This is a genomic window from Variovorax sp. 679 (assembly GCF_003952185.1).
In the GTDB taxonomy this organism is placed as follows: Bacteria; Pseudomonadota; Gammaproteobacteria; order Burkholderiales; family Burkholderiaceae_C; genus Variovorax.
The window spans coordinates 342,886-360,273 of sequence record NZ_RXFS01000001.1; the positions used below are offsets into that span (position 1 = coordinate 342,886).

Consider the following 17,388-nt stretch of genomic DNA (forward strand, 5'->3'; position numbering starts at 1 on the left):
CCCCTCGCCCCCTTCAGAGCACCAGCAGCGCGCGGAAGTCGTTGACGTTGGTGTGTGTCGGCCCCGTCACGAACAGGTCGCCGATGGCGTCGAAGTAGCCGTAGGCGTCGTTGCGATCGAGGTGGTCCGACAGCTTCTTGCCCGCGACGCCGGCGCGCGCCAGCGTGTCTGGGGTGACGAAGGCACCGGCGTTGTCTTCGACACCGTCGATGCCGTCGGTGTCGGCGGCCAGCGCCCACACCTGCGGCTGGCCCATGAGCGCACCGGCCAGTCCCATGCAGAACTCGCCGGCCCGGCCGCCACGGCCCTTGGCCTGTCCCGGCTGGCGGGGACGGATCGTCACCGTCGTCTCGCCGCCCGAGAGAATCACGCAGGGCCGAGCGAACGGCTCGCCCCGATGCGCCACTGCACGCGCCAGTGCGGCGTGCACCTTGCCGACTTCGCGCGACTCGCCTTCCATTTCATCGCTGAGGATGTGCGCCTCGATACCGGCTTCGCGCGCGGCCTTCGCAGCCGCTTCGAGCGACTGCTGCGGCGTGGCGATCATGTGCGTCTCGTGGCCCTCGAACACGGCGTCGCCGGGCTTGGGCGTTTCGAGTTCGCCGCTTTCCAGCCGGGCACGCACCGGCGCCGGCACCTCGATGCCGTAGCGGTCGAGGATGGCCAGCGCGTCGGCGCAGGTGGTGGCGTCGGGCACCGTCGGGCCGCTGGCGATGACGGCCGCGTCGTCGCCGGGCACGTCGCTGATGGTCAGCGTCACCACGCGGGCCGGCGCGCAAGCCGCGGCCAACCGGCCGCCCTTGATGCGCGAGAGATGCTTGCGCACGCAGTTCATCTCGCCGATGCCTGCACCGCTTTCGAGCAGCTGCTTGTTGATGCGCTGCTTGTCGGCCAGCGTCAGGCCCTCGGCGGGCAGCACCAGCAGCGACGAGCCGCCGCCGGAGATCAGGCACAGCACGAGGTCGTCGGCCGTGAGGCCCTGCGTCAGCGCGAGGATGCGCTCGGCGGCCTGCTGGCCTGCCGCGTCGGGCACGGGATGCGCGGCCTCGACGATCTCGATGCGCTGCGGCACGCCCTCGGGACGCGGCGGAATGTGGTCGTAGCGCGTGACGACCAGCCCGGACAGCGGCGCATCGGCCGGCCACAGGGCCTCCAGTGCCTGCACCATCGAGCCGCCGGCCTTGCCGGCGCCCAGCACCAGCGTGCGGCCCTTGGGCGGCGGCGGCAGGTGGGCGCCCAGCGTGGACAGCGGCAGCGCGCGGTCCACCGCCACGCGGTAGAGGTGCTCGAGAAAGGCGCGCGGGGCTTCGCGCGGATCGGGGGTGGGGCCGAAGGATGGGGTCGATGCGGTCATTGCTGCTTTGTCTCCAATCCGGCGATTGTGCTGCGGACCTTGACCCGCCACCTTGCCGCCGGTCAACTTCTTCTATCTGACTAGTTGGTCTTTGCGCCGGCCTGGAACCAGCGGCTGATGAGGGCCCGCTCTTCGTCGGTGATGCCCGTGGCGTTGTTCATCGGCATGATCTTGGTGACCACCACCTGCTGGTAGATCGCCTGCGCATGCGCCGACACCTGCTCGGGCGAATCGACCCGCACGTTCTTCATCTGCACGGCGGCGCCGTGGCACATGAAGCAGCGCTGCTCGAGCACCTTCTGCACGTCCTTGAACTGCACGGCCGGCGCGGCGGCGGCCACCGCGGGTGCGGCGACGGGCTCGGGCTTCATCCAGACGATGGTCAGGCCCAGCACCACGATGCCGACCATCGCGTAGGGCAGCGGGTTGCCCGCATTGCCCAGCTTGAAGCGGTGGCGTACCACGAAGAACTGCCGGATGGCCGCGCCGCCGAGCATGATCAGCAGCAGCACGATCCAGTTGTACTTGTGCGTGTAGGCGAAGCTGTAGTGGTTGCTCAGCATCGCGAACAGCACCGGCAGCGTGAAGTAGGTGTTGTGCACGCTGCGCTGCTTGCCGCGCTGGCCGTGCACCGGGTCCACCGGCTTGCCTTCGCGCAGCGCCGCAACGTTCTTGCGCTGGCCGGGAATGATCCAGAAGAACACGTTGCCGCTCATGGTCGTGGCCATCATGGCGCCCACGAGCAGGAAGGCCGCGCGGCCCGCGAACCACTGGCAGGCCAGCCACGTCGCGAAGGCGATGAAGATCGCGATCAGCACGCCGACGATGGTGTCGCCGTGCTTGCGGCGCCCGAAGATCTGGCAGATGCCGTCGTAGACCATCCAGAACACGACGAAGAAGGCCAGCGCCACGGCAATGGCGGCGCCGGGCTGCCAGTCCATCTTCGACTTGTCGATGAGGTAGGTGCTCGCGTTCCACAGGTACGACATGGTGAAGAGCGAGAAACCCGTGATCCAGGTGGAGTAGCTCTCCCAGTACGACCAGTGCAGGTGGTCCGGCAGCTTCTTGGGCGCCAGCGCGTACTTCTGCATGTTGTAGAAGCCACCGCCGTGCACGGCCCATTGCTCGCCGCCCACGCCCTTGTCGAGCGATTCCTGGTCCTGCGGCTTCTCGAGGCTGTTGTCCAGCATCACGAAGTAGAAGGAGGCGCCGATCCAGGCGATGGCGGTGATGACGTGGACCCAGCGCAGCAGCAGGTTGGCCCAGTCGAGGTAGTAGCTTTCCATATGCTTCTCTCTCAACCCGATTGGCGCGTGGGGGCGCCAAGGAAGGGTTTCAGCCTGCTCACCACCGCGGGCGCTGTAAGCAGAGAAAGTGCCGCGAACGCAGGCTCCATGAAATGGGCCTCGCTCCGCTGCGGCTTGTTGTGGACCGAAAGTGTATACAGTTTTGGCAAGGGACGGGGCGGTTTTTTGGGGCGCGACCGCCGGGAAAACCCTGTTCAGCCCAGCGATTGCAACAACTGTGCCGCCACCGCCACGGCAATCACCTCGGGCTCCTTGCCCGTGATGCCGGGTACGCCGATCGGGCAGGTGATGCGGGCCAGCTCGTCGGCCGTGAAGCCGCGTGCTTCCAGCCGATGGCTGAAGGTGGCCCACTTGGTCTTGCTGCCGATCAGGCCGACGTAGGGCAGGTCGTTGCGCTCGCGCAGACGCTTCAGGCAGGCGATGACGATGTCGAGGTCTTCGGCATGGCTGAAGCTCATGATGAGCACGCGGCTGCCCGGCATCAGCGCGGCCACGGCGTCCTGCACGGGCTCGGAATGTTCGGTGTCGATCTGCGCGGGCAGTTCGTCGGGGAAGACGCCATCGCGGCTGTCGATCCAGCGCACCGAGAACGGCAGCGCGGCCAGCAGGCGCGCCAGCGCGGCGCCCACATGGCCGCCGCCGAACAGCGCCACCGGCTTGAGCTGCGCGACCAGCTCACGTTGCAACGCCGGCGCATCGGCCGCGGTGATGCGCTGGTACGACAGGAACATCACCCCGCCGCAGCACTGCCCCAGGCTGGGCCCGAGCGGATAGCGCTGGATGCCGTCGAAGGGCTCGCGCGTGCCGCCCAGCATCTCGCGCGCTTCCTTCGTGGCCTGGAATTCGAGCTGCCCACCGCCGATGGTGGCCGTCAGCGCATCGGGCCACACCGCCATCCAGGTGCCGGCCTCGCGCGGCGCAGAGCCCTGCGTGGACTCGACGCGCACCAGCACGCCGTCTTCATGGCGAAGACGCGCGAGCAGTTGGTCGACAGCGCCGCTCATCGTGATCGATACCTTCGGTTGCCGGGCGCGCGATGACTCACGGTATAAACCCGGCCATGAATCGCCAGCTTACGCCCCGCCGCCTCGCCCTTGCAGCCTCTCTTCTTTCGGCCCTCTGGCTCGCGGGCTGCGGCTCCACCGGCTCGGTACCCGGCCAGTTGAGCGGGGCAAGCGGCGACGTCGGCGCAGGCCCCACGCCGCGCGCATCCAACGCATCCACCGCCCGCGACTACCGCCGCGACGCCGCCCGCCACATCTACGACACCAACCGCTCGCGTGTCTACAAGGGCCAGCTGCCGCCGATGCTCTACGCCGTCGGCACGCTCGAAGTGCAGATCGACACGAGCGGCAAGGTGCGCTCGATGCGCTGGCTGCGCGCGCCCAAGCACGCGCCCGAGGTGATCGCCGAGATCGAACGCACGGTGCTGAAGGCCTCGCCCTTCCCGCCGGCAACGCGCCTGGGCGCCGTCACCTGGACGGACACCTGGCTGTGGGACGAAAGCGGGCGTTTTCAACTCGACACCTTGACAGAAGGCCAGCAGCAAGGGGACTGACCTCAGGACCCGCGGTACGTGGAATAGCTCCACGGACTCACGAGCAGCGGCACGTGATAGTGCTGGTCGGTGTGCGCCACGCCGAAGTCCAGCGACACCTTGTTCAGGAAGTTCGGCTCCGGCAGCTTGACGCCGCGGGTCTTGAAGTAGCCGGCCACGTCGAACACCAGCCGGTAGGTGCCGACCTTCAGCGAGTTGTTGTCGTAGAGCGGACCGTCGCTGCGGCCGTCCGAATTCAGCGTGAAGCGCTTCACCAGCGTGGCGGCGTCTGCGTCTGTGGTGTACAGCGCGACCTCCATGCCGGCCGCGGGGCCGCCGTGCATCGTGTCCAGTACGTGGGTGCTCAGGCCCATGGGGCTCTCCTTGGAAGTCCGAAAGTCGGATGTTGGGGGCTCGGGAAATTCCGGTGGACAAAAGTGTATACAGTTACCGGCTTTGGGTCTATCATGAAAAACATGGAGTCCTCCACCACCCGTTCGATCGTCGATGCCCTCACGAAGGCCATCGTCGAGCACCGGCTGCAGCCCGGCACCAAGCTGGCCGAGCAGAAGCTGGCCGATCACTTCGGCGTCTCGCGCACGCTGGTGCGTCAGGCGCTGTTCCAGCTCTCCCAGAACAAGCTGATACGCCTCGAACCCGCGCGCGGCGCCTTCGTGGCCGCGCCCGCGGTCGACGAGGCCAAGCAGGTGTTCGCCGTGCGCCGCATGCTCGAGGCCGAGATGACGCGCGAGTTCGTGCGCACCGTCACGCCCGCCAAGATCAAGGCGCTGAAGGAGCACGTGGCGCTCGAGAAGTCCGCCGTGTCCGGCGAAGACATCTCGGGCCGCACCGAGCTGCTGGGCGACTTCCATGTGCGCATGGCCGAGCTCATGGGCAACCAGGTGCTGGCGCAGATCCTGGGCGAGCTCATCTCGCGCTGCGCCCTCATCACGCTGATGTACCAGAGCACCAGCGCGGCCGAGCACTCCAACGACGAGCACGCCGACATCGTGAAGGCGCTGGCCGCGCGCGACGAAGAACGCGCCGTGCGCCTCATGACCGAACACCTCGAGCACGTCGAGGCCAACCTCACCTTCGACCGCAAGGTCCCGACCAACGACATCTCGCTGGCGCTGTCCTGATCCACACAATGACCGTCTACGACTCCACCCTGCCCTACCCGCGCGACCTGATCGGCTACGGCCGCAACCCGCCCCATGCGCAATGGCCCGGCGGCGCGCGCGTTGCCGTGCAGTTCGTGCTGAACTACGAGGAAGGCGGCGAGAACGCCACGCTGCACGGCGACGCGGGCTCCGAGCAGTTCCTCTCCGAGATGTTCAACCCGGCGAGCTTTCCCGACCGGCACATCAGCATGGAAGGCATCTACGAGTACGGCTCGCGCGCCGGCGTGTGGCGCATCCTTCGCGAGTTCGGGAAGCGCAGGCTCCCGCTCACCGTGTTCGGCGTCGGCATGGCGCTGGAGCGCTACCCCGAGCTGACCGCCGCCTTCAAGGAACTGGGCCACGAGATCGCCTGCCACGGCTGGCGCTGGATCCACTACCAGAACCTCGACGAAGCCACCGAGCGCGAGCACATGCGCCTGGGCATGGAAGCCATCGAGAAGCTCACCGGCGAGCGCGCACTGGGCTGGTACACCGGTCGCGACAGCCCGCGCACCCGCCGCCTCGTGGCCGACTACGGCGGCTTCGAGTACGACAGCGACTACTACGGCGACGACCTGCCCTTCTGGATGAAGGTGCAGAAGACCGACGGCAGCGTGGTGCCGCAACTCATCGTGCCCTACACGCTCGACTGCAACGACATGCGCTTCGCGCTGCCGCAGGGCTACTCGCACGCAGACCCGTTCTTCCAGTACATGAAGGACACCTTCGACGCGCTCTACGCCGAAGGCGATCCGAATGGAGACAACAGCCCGAAGATGATGAGCATCGGCATGCACTGCCGCCTGCTCGGACGCCCCGGGCGCATCACCGCGCTGCAGCGCTTCCTCGATCACATCGCCAAGCACGACAAGGTGTGGGTCTGCCGCCGCGTCGACATCGCGCGCCATTGGAAGCAGGCGCACCCCTTCGAAGCCGGAGCCGCATCATGAGCCTCACCATCGCCCAACTCAACGCCGCCGCGCCGGCCGAAGCCGTCGCGCTGCTCGACGGCATCTACGAGCACTCGCCCTGGATCGCCGAGCGCGCCCTCGCCGCTCGCCCCTTCCGCACGGTCGCACACCTCAAGCACGCGCTGGTGCAGGCGCTGGCCGGCTCGTCGGCTGACGAGCAGATCGGCCTGATCCGCGCCCACCCCGAGCTCGCCGGCAAGGCCATGGTCAGCAAGACGCTGACGGCCGAATCGACCAACGAGCAGAGCAAGGCGGGCCTGACCGACTGCACGCCCGAGGAGTTCGCGAAGATCCAGCAGCTCAACGCCGACTACAACGCGAAGTTCGGCTTCCCGTTCATCCTCGCGGTGCGCGGCCCGCGCGGCACGGGGCTGGCCAAGCGCGAGATCATCGAGACCTTCGCGCGCCGGCTGTTCAACCACCCCGACTTCGAACTCGGCGAGGCGCTGCGCAACATCCATCGCATCGCCGAGATCCGCCTGGACGACAAGTTCGCCGCCAACATCGCGCTCGGCAACGACGTATGGGACTGGCAGGAACAACTGTCGGTACACACCGACCCCGGCTACGCCGAGAAGGGTCAGCTCACCGTCACCTACCTGACCGATGCGCACCGCGCCTGCGCCGCGCAGATCTCGGGCTGGATGCGCGACGTGGGTTTCGACTCGGTGCATATCGACGCGGTCGGCAACGTGGTCGGCCGCTATGAAGCCGCAGGCTTCATCGAAGGTTCTGGCGCAACGCCCGACGCAAAGACGCTGCTCACCGGTTCGCACTACGACACCGTGCGCAACGGCGGCAAATACGACGGCCGCCTCGGCATCTTCGTACCGATGGCCTGCGTGCGCGAACTCAAGCGCCAGAACAGGCGCCTGCCCTTCGCCTTCGAGGTGGTGGGCTTCGCCGAGGAGGAAGGCCAGCGCTACAAGGCGACCTTCCTGGGTTCGGGCGCGCTCATCGGCCACTTCGACCAACGCTGGCTCGACCAGAAGGACGTCGACGGAATCACCATGCGCGAGGCCATGCAGCACGCCGGCCTGAAGCAGGAAGACATCCCGAAGATCCAGCGCGACCCGGCACGCTACCTGGGCTTCGTCGAGGTGCACATCGAACAGGGCCCGGTGCTCACCGAGCTCGACCTGCCGCTGGGCATCGTCACCTCCATCAACGGCAGCGTGCGCTACGTGGGCGAGGTGATCGGCATGGCCAGCCACGCCGGCACCACGCCGATGGACCGCCGCCGCGACGCGGCAGCCGCCGTGGCCGAACTGATCCTCTACACCGAACAGCGCGCGGCGAAAGACGGCGACTCGGTCGGCACCGTCGGCATGCTCGAAGTGCCCAGCGGCTCCATCAACGTGGTGCCGGGGCGCTGCAAGTTCAGCCTAGACCTGCGCGCGCCCAACAATGCACAGCGCGACGCACTGGCCACCGACGTGGTCAACGCGCTGAAGGACATCTGCGAGCGCCGCGGCGTACGCTACGAACTCGAGGAAACGATGCGCGCCGCCGCCGCGCCCAGCGCGCCGGCCTGGCAGCAGCGCTGGGAGAAGGCCGTCGATGCGCTGGGCATTCCGCTCTTCCGCATGCCCAGCGGCGCCGGCCACGACGCCATGAAGCTGCACGAGGTGATGCCGCAGGCAATGCTGTTCGTGCGCGGCATCAACTCGGGCATCAGCCACAACCCGCTCGAATCGAGCACCAACGACGACATCCAGCTCGCGGTACAGGCCTTCCAGCTGCTGCTGGACAACCTCGCCGCCGAACAAGCCCACTGATTCACAGAAGAAAAATCATGACCGACTACGCAAAGCTCGACGCCTGGATCGACGCCCACTTCGACGAGGAAGTGAAATTCCTGCAGCAACTGGTGCAGGTGCCCACCGACACCCCGCCCGGCAACAACGCGCCGCACGCCGAGCGCACCGCCGAACTGCTGAACGACTTCGGCCTCGAGGCCGAGAAGCACGCCGTGCCCGCGCAGGAAGTGAAGGACTACGGCCTCGAATCGATCACCAACCTGATCGTTCGCCGCAAGTACGGCAACGGCGGCCGCACCGTGGCCCTGAATGCGCACGGCGACGTGGTGCCTCCCGGCGAAGGCTGGACGCACGACCCGTACGGCGGCGAGATCGTCGACGGCAGCCTCTACGGCCGCGCCGCCGCCGTCAGCAAGAGCGACTTCGCCAGCTTCACCTTCGCGCTGCGCGCACTGGAAGCGGTCGCGAAGCCAACCAAGGGCAGCATCGAGCTGCACTTCACCTACGACGAGGAATTCGGCGGCATCCTGGGTCCGGGCTGGCTGCTCGAGAAGGGGCTGACCAAGCCCGACCTGATGATCGCGGCCGGCTTCAGCTACGAAGTGGTCACGGCGCACAACGGCTGCCTGCAGATGGAAGTGACGGTGCACGGCAAGATGGCCCACGCCGCCGTACCGGCCACCGGCATCGACGCACTGCAGGGTGCAACGAAGATCCTGAACGCGCTGTACGCGCAGAACACGCTCTACAAGCAGGTCACGTCGAAGGTCGAGGGCATCACGCACCCGTACCTCAACGTCGGCCGCATCGAGGGCGGCACCAACACCAACGTGGTTCCGGGCAAGGTGGTGTTCAAGCTCGACCGCCGCATGATCCCCGAGGAGAACCCGGTCGAGGTCGAAGCCACCATCCGCAAGGTGATCGCCGACGCAGCCGCCGGGAGCGAAGGCATCACGATCGAGATCAAGCGCCTGCTGCTGGCCAACTCGATGAAGCCGCTGGCCGGCAACAAGCCGCTGGTCGACGCGATCCAGAAGCATGGCGGCGAGCTGTTCGGCGAGCCCGTCAAGGCCATGGGCACGCCGCTGTACACCGACGTGCGCCTGTACGTGGAAGCCGGCATTCCGGGCGTGATCTACGGCGCCGGCCCGCGCACCGTGCTCGAGTCGCATGCCAAGCGCAGCGACGAACGCGTGGTGCTCGAGGACCTGCGCCGCGCCACCAAGGTGGTCGCGCGCACGCTCAGCGACCTGCTCGCCTGAGCGGTTTCAGCCCGCCCCGGCGGGCGCGGGCGCCGAACGCGCGGCGGCCCACGCCATCACCTGGGGCAACGGCGCGGGCCGTGCCAGGTGATAGCCCTGCACCAGTCCGCAACCCAGCCCGCGCAGCACATCGAGCTCGGCCTGCGTCTCCACCCCTTCGGCGACCACCTGGACGCCCAGCGAGTGGCCGAGCTGGACGATGGCATCCACCAGCACCTCGTTGCCCGGCGAGGACGACAGGTCGAGGATGAAGCTGCGGTCGATCTTCACCTGCCGCACGTACTCGCTGCGCAGCGACGCCAGCGACGAGAAGCCCACGCCGAAGTCGTCGACCACGATCACCACGCCCGCGGCCGAGAGCGCGCTCAGCCGGCCGCGCGTGGCATGGGTGTCGAGCGCCACCTCTTCCGTGATCTCGATCTGCAGGCGGCGCGGCGCGACGCCGCGTACCTTCAGCATGCCAAGCACGATGTCGTCCACCGCCAGCTGCGCCATCTCGCGCGGCGAGACATTGACCGCCACCGGCACGCCCGCCAGGCTCGAGCCTGCCGCCTCCAGCTGGCGCATGCCCCGGCAGACCTCGTCGACCAGATGCCGCAGCAGCGGCTCGGCCACGCCGGTGCTCGCGGCCGCATGGATCACTTCTTCCGGCGCGATATGTCCGTGGCGCGGGTGGTTCCAGCGCATCAGCGCCTCGAGGCTGTGGACCTCGCTGCCGTCGCTGGTCATGATCGGCTGGTACCACACGCCGATGTCGCGCGTCTCGATGGCATGGAGCAGGTCGCGCTCCACGTCCCGGCGCGTCGCGAGCCGCTGGTTGAGTCCCTTGTCGAAGACCTGGTAGCGGTTGCGCCCGGTGCGCTTGGCCTCGTGCAGGGCCTCGTCGGCAAAGCTGAGCATGTCGGCGATCTCGGCCTCGCCCGAGGCAGAGATGGAGATGCCGATGCTCACGCCCAGGTGGCCGCCGTAGTGCGCCGTGGCGAAGGAGATCGAGCGGATCAGCGTCTGCGCGATCGCGGCGGGCGCGTACCGCTCGTCGCGCAGGCAATAGAGCACCGCAAACTCGTCGCCGCCCCAGCGGCCCAGCACGGCCTGCATCTCGGCGGTCTCGCGCCGCAGCCAGCCGGCCACGTCCTGCAGCACGCGGTCGCCGACCTTGTGGCCGAAGGCGTCGTTCACCGCCTTGAAGCCGTCCAGGTCCAGCAGCAGCAGGCCGTACTGGCGGCCGTCGGGCTCGGTGATATGCAGCGTCGCTGCTTCGGTGAAGCCTTCGCGGTTGAGCAGGCCGGTGAGCGAGTCGTGCGAGGCCCGGAAAGCCAGCTGCTGCGCGGCATCGAGCGACTTCGCATGCGCCATCCGCAGCTGGGCGGCCATCGCGGTGGCTGCATTGCGGATGCGGCTTCCCTCGCGGAAAGTCCTGTCGCTGTGCAGCGCGCCACGCACCAGCGCCGCGAGGTACAGCAGCACCATCGCCGCCAGGCTCAGGTTGTCGAAGCCGCCCGCGAAGGCGAGGCTGCCCGCCACCGACAGCAGCGCCGGCACGATGAAGCTGACCGGCACGAACACATACGCGATGCCGTAGGTGACGGAGCCCGCGCAAATGCCGCACACCACCGTCAGGTAGAACACCGCCTGGGGCGAGGAGTAGCCGTCGCAAAGCAGCGGGACGAGCGCCCAGACGCAGCCCGACACTCCGGCCATGACCGCGGCGGCCCGCAAGTGCCACTCGACGGGGCGCCCCTTCGACGAAGTCGCGACACCGCTTTCGGGCACGACCCCGGGCCACGGCGCGAACGGCCAGCGGCTGACGTAGCTGCGCACCCCGTTCACCACGAGCGACAGAAGCAGCCAGCTGAGCCCTTCGAAGGCGCGGCCGGCGTGGAACGCGACCAGCGCCGCGGTGCAGCTCAGCACCACGTTGATGGGAATGGCCGACAGCACGGTGCGGCGCACCGCCACCATCTGGTCGGTGCGCACCATGCGCGACAGCACCTCATCGTCGACGGACTCGGTGAGCGGAGTTGCGGGCGCGCTGGGAATCATGGAAGGCGCACAGTTTATAGAGGGCGCGCCTCCCCGGCCGGCAAGCCAGCCGTCATCTTTTCGATGGGCATGAAAACAACGAACTTTCGTTTCAATTTCATAGATCCGTCATGACACCCTTCCAGACTCGGCGGCTTTCCCGGACACGCGCACTTCAGGTGCGCGTCATTTTTTCGACCGCCATGTCCATCCTTCCGATCATTCACTCGACTCCCCTCCCGTTCCGCCGCTCGCTGTTCTCCACCCTTGCCGTCGGCACGCTCATGCTGGCCGGCTGCGGCGGCGGAGGCTCCAGCGGCCCGGCCTTCTTCCCCGTGGCAACCGGCACTCCGCCGGCCGTCGCCCCAGCCCCCGCACCTGCTCCCGCCGCCGATCCCGGGCCGTCAGCACCGGCCGGCCGCTGGACAGTGGGCGACCTGCACATCCACACGATGCAGTCGGACGACACGCAGCAGATCTCCACGCTCGACCAGGTGCTGGCCAAGGCCTTCGACCAGTTCGGCCTCGACTGGGCCGCGCTGTCCGACCACCTGCGCCTTTCCTCCTATGACAACAACGGCAACAAGCTGGCGGTGCAGATTCCGTTCTCGGAAGGCATGGCCAAGTACCAGGTGCCGCGCATCAAGGCGCTGCAGGCCGGCGGCAAGTACGCGAACAAGACGATCTTCGCGTCCTTCGAATGGGACATGCCCTCGCACGACCACGGCAACGTCGGCATCCTGACCGACAACCCCATGTCGGACGCCGCGCTCAAGGCCGCGAACCAGTTCGAATACCTCTTCACCAACCGCGACCCCGCGCTGTTCCCCGCCGCCGACGTCGCCGCCTGGGGCCCGAAGGCCGGCACCGGCTACAACACGCATGCCGAAACGCTGGCCGCGATCGCCTGGCTCAAGAAGAACTACCCCGACACCAGCTATCTGCAGATCAACCACCCGTCGCGCAACCCCGGCAAATACACGATCGCCCAGCTGCGCGAGATGAACGACCTCGCGCCGAACATCGTGTTCTCGCTCGAAGGCATGGTCGGCAACCAGATGGAACCCGACCGCGGCGGCTACAACAGCGCCTACATCGCGGCCAACCTGCCCAATCGCACCTATGGCGGCGTCGACTACCTCGTTGCCAAGCTCGGCGGCACCTGGGATTCGCTGCTGTCCGAAGGCCGCCGCATCTGGAACGTGGCCGACTCCGACTACCACTTCACCACTTCGCAGGGACAGTACAGCAGCGGCTACGCGCCGGGCGAGTACGCGAAGAATCACCTGTGGGGCGACATCAAGGATCCAAAGTCGCTGCTCGCGGCAATGCGCACCGGCAAGCTCTTCGCGGTGAACGGCGGCCTGATCGACGCGCTCGACTTCAAGGTGCAGAGCGCCAAGGGCGCAGGCGAGATGGGCTCGGAAGTGGCGGCCAGGACGGGCGAAGACCTGAAGATCACCATCCGCTTCAAGAGCCCCGAGCGCAACAACTTCGAATACCAGCTCGGCAGCGGCCTCTTCGCCAACGTGAAGCCGGTGGTCGACCACATCGACCTGATCGTGGGCGACGTGACCGGGCCCGAGCTCCCAGGCACGCCGGGCTATTCGCGCGACACCAACCCGTCGACGCGCGTGCTCAAGCGCTTCACACGCAGCGACTGGAAGCTCGATGCCGACGGCTACTTCGCAGTGAGCTACACGGTGAAGGCCGGCAACAACCAGTACTTCCGCCTGCGCGGCACCAACCTGGGAACCGACGTGCCCAACGAAACCGCCGCCGGCGAGCCGCTGCCCGACGCGCAGACCACCGGCACCGACAACGTGGCGCGCTTCAACGCGATCAACGCACGCAACTACAGCGACCTCTGGTTCTACTCGAACCCGGTTTTCGTGAAGGTCGCGGCGCAGTAAGTAGCGGCCGGCACCCGCACCGGGGTTGCCCCGGTGCGGGTGTCTTCAATGCCGGTCAGCTCTTCGGCGCGGGCGCCTCGGGCATCGCCGAGGAGTGGTGATGCGCGATCAGCCACTGGCCGTTCACCCACTCGTAGACGTAGGTGTAGCGCGCATGCACGGTGCCGCCGTCCTTGAAGCGGAAGGTGTAGGTGCCGACGTCCTGCGCCACGTTGCAGCCGATCTTGACGATGCGCTTGTCGATCTTTCCCTGCGGCTCGCTCTTGAGGAACTTGACGAAGTAGTCGCGGATTTCCGCCGGGTTGGTGCGCGGCTGGTTCGACACGGTCGGCAGCAGCACGCCGTCGGGTGCGTAGTTGGCCACCACCTTGTCGGGGTCCAGCGTGCGCAGCGAGTTGTTCCAGCGGTCGAACAGCGCGGCCACCTGCGCCTGGTCCGTCGGCGCGCAGGCGACCGAACCCGCCCCCTGTGCCAGCGCACCGGTGGCAAGAGCGAGAGAAACAATGCCGAGGGCGGCGCTGGCGGCGAGACTTGTCTTCACGGAGATTCCTTGCTTTGAAAGTAGTTGCGGAACACCGGTGTCGGCCGGTGCTGCACCGCATTCGCGAGGCAGGAATCAAGTCTCCGGCGCAAGGATGAACAGCACCCGTGCGCAGCGATGAACGCGAGTTGAAGCGCAGATGAACAACGGATTAACGCCCGCCCCCCGGCAAGGCCTGAGCGCTCAGTCTTCCCGCGCGTCGAGCCGGTAGCCGAAGCCGCGCACGGTCTTGAGCAGGGCGAGCGCATGGCCCTCGTCGATCTTGGCCCGCAGGCGGCGCACGTAGACGTCGACCACGTTGGTCAACGGATCCTCGTTGGTGCCCCACACGTTCGAGAGGATGCGTTCGCGGCTGTACACGCGCCCCGGCGCGCTCATCAGCAGCTCCAGGAAGGCCAGCTCCTTCGCCGTCAGCGCAATCGGCTGCCCCGCCCGCGTGACCTGCATGCGCTCGCGGTCCAGCACCAGGTCGGCCACCTGCAGGCTGGTCGCCTTCACACGCTGCTCGCGTCCGCGCCGCAGCAGCGCCTCGATGCGCGCGAGCAGCTCCTCGAACGCGAAGGGCTTGGTGAGGTAGTCGTCCGCCCCGAGCCGCAGGCCGTTGACCTTGTCTTCCAGCGAGCTCATCGCCGTGAGCATCAGCACGGGCACGTGATGGCCTTCGGCGCGCATCGTCTGGCACAGCTCCAGGCCGCTGAGGCCGGGCAGCATCAGGTCGAGGATGAGCAGCGCCGGCTCGCCGCCGCGCGCCATCGCCAGGCCGTCGGTGCCGGTGCGGGCCAGCTGCACGCCGTAGCCTTCGGCGCGCAGGCCGCGCTGCAGGAAATCGGCCACGCGCGGATCGTCTTCGACCACGAGGATGTTGTTCATGCGGCCTCCGGCGTCGCTGAAAGAACGGCACCGTCGCTGCGGGGCAGCCGGATGCGAACCGTGGTGCCGACCGACGGCTCGCTGTCGATGTCGATGCGGCCCTCGTGCGCAGCGACGATGGCCTGCGCGATCGACAGGCCGATGCCCGTGCCCTCGACCCGGTGCGCCCGCGCACGCTGCCCGCGCGTGAAGCGCTGGAACACCGTGGGCAGCTCGTCGGCATCGATGCCGATGCCCTTGTCGCGCACCGCGATCTCCACGCATCCGTCGTCGAGTTCGCGACAGCCGATCCTGACCTCTCCGCCGGCATGCGAATAGCGCACCGCGTTATCGAGCACGATGACCAGCGCCTGTCGCAGCCGGTCGGCATCGGCATGAACGTGCAGCACGCCCGGCTGCGCGTCCTGCGGGGTGTCCAGGCGCACGCCCACGCCGTGCAGCGCGCCCAGCGCCTCGGCCTGCTCCGTGGCGTCGCCCACCAGCAGGCCGAGGTCGACCCGCCCCTGCCGCATGACGAGCTGGTCGGCCTCGGCGCGCGCAATCAGCATCAGGTCGTCGATCACGCGCGCGAGCTGCTCCACACCGCCGACGATGCGCGACAGCGTCAGCTTGTATTCGGCCAGCGGCTTGTCGGCGCCGCGCAGCGCGATCTCGGCTTCGCCGCGGATGGCGGTGGCCGGCGTGCGCAGCTCGTGGCTCAGGTCGGCGAACAGCTGGCGGCGGCGCTGGTCGATGTTCTGCAACGTGACGTGAGCGGTCTGCAGCTCGGCCGTTCGAGCGTCCACCGCTTCCTCCAGCTTGTGCCGGGCCGCCTCCGCATCGCTCCTGCGCTGCTGCAGTTCGGCGGCCATCGCGTTGAAATGCTCCGCAACCTGGCCGAACTCGTCGCCCGAGCCGACCGCCATGCGATGGTCCATGCGGCCCGCCTGCAGGGCCTGCGTGCCGGTCAGCAGTCCGGCGATGGGCGCCTGCAGCCGCCGGTTCAGCCGAATGGCGAGCAACACCGCGGCGGCCAGGGTCAGCACCGCGAGGCCGATGGCCTGCAGGCGCAGCACCTCCAGGGCACTCTCGGTGGCCAGCCGCGCGGCCGGCACCGCCTGCTTCTGGCGCTCGATCGCACCGTTGACGAGTTCGCGCAGGTCGCGCCCGCGCGTCACGTCGAACACCTGGTTGATCTGCTGCCACACCGAGGAAAATTCCGCCCCCTGCTCCAGCGGCGCGAGCTGCAGCAGACGGGCCTGCACCTCGGCGATGTTGGCGTCGAGCAGGTCGATGCTGGATGCGAGATGAGTCACGGCTTCGGGAATCGGCGTGCCTCGTATCGAGTTCACCGTGGTCCACCAGGCCAGGTCGCGCTGCGTCAGCTCCCGCAGACTGGCCGCGCTGGAACGCATGCCTGCCAGCCAGCGGTCGCGTGCCTCGATGGGCGCGTCGCCGTTCATCAGCCGCAACGAGGCCCAGACCCGCAACCGCTGCTTGTTGGCGGAAAGCTCCAGCAGGTCGGACTGGATGTCGCTCGCCAGCCGGCTGTGCTGCGCGTAGAAATTGACGCGCTGGGAGCCGAGATAGATGAACACGGCCTGCACGCAGACCAGCGCGACGAGCGCCGCGAAGGCCAGCGAAAGCCGCGAGCGGAACTTGATTGAAGGCATCGGTCGGGTCGAGGCGAACGCCTGCTTTGAAGGGTGCGAAGAATAGCCCATGCCTCCGTGCCATCCGGAATTCATCGATTTCGTCGATGCTTGTTTGACCATGGCATCGATGTTTGCGATGCTCGCCGGATGATCAGCGAACTCAAGACCTTCATCGCGGTGTGCAAGCTCGGCACCTTCGCGGCGGCCGGCGACCGCATCGGCCTCACGCAGTCGGCGGTGAGCAGCCAGATGAAGCGCCTCGAAGAGGCCCTGGGCTTCGAGCTCTTCGATCGCACCGGCCGCTCGGCCACGCTGAACGTGGCGGGGCAGACGACGCTGCCGCGCGCGGAAGAAATCTGCGCCCTCTTCGCCAGTCTCGGCGAGCTTCCCCAAGGCGATGCCGCGCAGGGCCTTCTTCGCATCGGCTCGATCGCCTCGTCACAGCCCACGCTGCTGGCACGCGCGCTCGAACAATTCCGCAAGTCCTTTCCGCTCGTGCGGGTGCATGTGTCGCCCGGTGTTTCGATGCGCCTGATGGACGAACTCGACGCCGGCAAGATCGATGCGGCCGTCATCATCCGCCCGCCCTTCGGCATGCCCGCTGACCTGACGTGGCAGCCGCTGGTGCAGGAGCCCTTCGTGCTGGCCGTGCCCAAGACCCTGCCCGCCACCCGGGACTGGCGCGCGCTACTCCAGGTGCAACCGTTTCTTCGCTACGACAGGGCGTCTTTCGGAGGGCGGATGGTCGAGGCCTTCCTTCGCCGCGAGGGGCTTTCGGTCAACGACGCGATCGAGGTCGACGAGATCCCCGGGCTGATCCACCTAGCGTCACGCGGACTGGGCGTGGCGCTGGTGCCGATGGTCGAGGCTCATCTTCCGCTGCCGGAGGGCGTGCGCATCGTCACGCTCGGCGACGCCACCTTCCATCGAGAGATCGGCCTGCTTCAGCGCAAGCCCCAGGCCAGCCCGCCGATGGTCGCGCACTTCGCCCGATGCCTGCGCGACGCGGCCGAAACAGCGCCGAAGAAGCGCCGGCGCGCGACGTAGGCTCGCG

General features: G+C 67.8%; 15 protein-coding genes. 7 read left to right on the top strand and 8 right to left on the bottom strand.

The window, feature by feature from the left end:
• Positions 1–13 precede the first annotated feature (13 nt).
• The 3 genes from EJO71_RS01600 to xdhC form a co-directional block, all read right to left on the bottom strand.
• Positions 14–1,354 (bottom strand): glycerate kinase, encoded by a 1,341-nt coding sequence (locus EJO71_RS01600; protein WP_125947117.1) that lies wholly within the window; start codon positions 1,352–1,354, stop codon positions 14–16.
• Between the two features lie 80 nt (positions 1,355–1,434).
• On the bottom strand, positions 1,435–2,640 hold the full coding sequence (locus EJO71_RS01605; protein WP_125947116.1) for a urate hydroxylase PuuD: 1,206 nt from the start codon (positions 2,638–2,640) through the stop codon (positions 1,435–1,437).
• Between the two features lie 215 nt (positions 2,641–2,855).
• Positions 2,856–3,665, bottom strand: coding sequence for a xanthine dehydrogenase accessory protein XdhC (gene xdhC, locus EJO71_RS01610; RefSeq protein WP_125947115.1), 810 nt, complete (start codon positions 3,663–3,665; stop codon positions 2,856–2,858).
• A gap of 56 nt (positions 3,666–3,721) precedes the next feature.
• Here xdhC and EJO71_RS01615 point away from each other — a divergent pair, with 56 nt between their 5' ends.
• Positions 3,722–4,219 (top strand): hypothetical protein, encoded by a 498-nt coding sequence (locus EJO71_RS01615; protein ID WP_171022434.1) that lies wholly within the window; start codon positions 3,722–3,724, stop codon positions 4,217–4,219.
• 2 nt (positions 4,220–4,221) lie between these two features.
• On the opposite strand, the gene uraH is transcribed toward EJO71_RS01615, so the two are convergent.
• Positions 4,222–4,572: a hydroxyisourate hydrolase gene (uraH, locus tag EJO71_RS01620; RefSeq protein WP_125947113.1), complete on the bottom strand. Its 351-nt coding sequence runs from the start codon at positions 4,570–4,572 to the stop codon at positions 4,222–4,224.
• 93 nt (positions 4,573–4,665) lie between these two features.
• On the opposite strand from uraH, the gene EJO71_RS01625 reads away from it, so the two are divergent.
• The 4 genes from EJO71_RS01625 to EJO71_RS01640 are packed head-to-tail and all read left to right on the top strand — an operon-like array spanning position 4,666 to position 9,354.
• Positions 4,666–5,340 carry a GntR family transcriptional regulator gene (locus EJO71_RS01625; RefSeq protein WP_081269340.1) on the top strand — a complete coding sequence of 225 codons (675 nt, stop codon included), beginning with the start codon at positions 4,666–4,668 and terminating at the stop codon, positions 5,338–5,340.
• An 8-nt stretch (positions 5,341–5,348) separates the two neighbouring features.
• Positions 5,349–6,311: an allantoinase PuuE gene (gene puuE / locus EJO71_RS01630; protein ID WP_125947112.1), complete on the top strand. Its 963-nt coding sequence runs from the start codon at positions 5,349–5,351 to the stop codon at positions 6,309–6,311.
• Positions 6,308–8,110: a 2-oxo-4-hydroxy-4-carboxy-5-ureidoimidazoline decarboxylase gene (uraD, locus tag EJO71_RS01635; protein WP_125947111.1), complete on the top strand. Its 1,803-nt coding sequence runs from the start codon at positions 6,308–6,310 to the stop codon at positions 8,108–8,110. The genes puuE and uraD overlap by 4 nt, the downstream gene beginning before the upstream one ends.
• Positions 8,111–8,127: 17 nt before the next feature.
• Positions 8,128–9,354: an ArgE/DapE family deacylase gene (locus EJO71_RS01640; RefSeq protein WP_125947110.1), complete on the top strand. Its 1,227-nt coding sequence runs from the start codon at positions 8,128–8,130 to the stop codon at positions 9,352–9,354.
• Between the two features lie 6 nt (positions 9,355–9,360).
• Here EJO71_RS01640 and EJO71_RS34920 read toward each other — a convergent pair whose 3' ends face one another.
• Entirely contained in the window at positions 9,361–11,397 is a 2,037-nt protein-coding gene (locus EJO71_RS34920) for a GGDEF domain-containing phosphodiesterase (protein WP_125947109.1), read from the bottom strand.
• A gap of 182 nt (positions 11,398–11,579) precedes the next feature.
• On the opposite strand from EJO71_RS34920, the gene EJO71_RS01650 reads away from it, so the two are divergent.
• Complete coding sequence (locus tag EJO71_RS01650) at positions 11,580–13,289, top strand: S-layer protein (protein ID WP_125947108.1); 1,710 nt, start codon at positions 11,580–11,582, stop codon at positions 13,287–13,289.
• A 55-nt stretch (positions 13,290–13,344) separates the two neighbouring features.
• Here the strand turns inward: EJO71_RS01650 and EJO71_RS01655 are convergent, their stop codons facing one another.
• From EJO71_RS01655 to EJO71_RS01665, 3 genes are all read right to left on the bottom strand, one after another.
• A complete protein-coding gene (locus EJO71_RS01655; RefSeq protein ID WP_240651277.1) occupies positions 13,345–13,764 on the bottom strand; it encodes an SgcJ/EcaC family oxidoreductase in 420 nt (139 codons plus the stop codon).
• Positions 13,765–14,013: 249 nt separating this feature from the next.
• On the bottom strand, positions 14,014–14,700 hold the full coding sequence (locus EJO71_RS01660; RefSeq protein ID WP_125947106.1) for a response regulator transcription factor: 687 nt from the start codon (positions 14,698–14,700) through the stop codon (positions 14,014–14,016).
• Entirely contained in the window at positions 14,697–16,352 is a 1,656-nt protein-coding gene (locus tag EJO71_RS01665; protein ID WP_125947105.1) for a HAMP domain-containing sensor histidine kinase, read from the bottom strand. Before EJO71_RS01665 ends, EJO71_RS01660 begins: the two co-directional genes overlap by 4 nt.
• Positions 16,353–16,481: 129 nt before the next feature.
• Here EJO71_RS01665 and EJO71_RS01670 point away from each other — a divergent pair, with 129 nt between their 5' ends.
• Positions 16,482–17,381, top strand: coding sequence for a LysR substrate-binding domain-containing protein (locus EJO71_RS01670; protein ID WP_125947104.1), 900 nt, complete (start codon positions 16,482–16,484; stop codon positions 17,379–17,381).
• Positions 17,382–17,388: the final 7 nt, after the last annotated feature.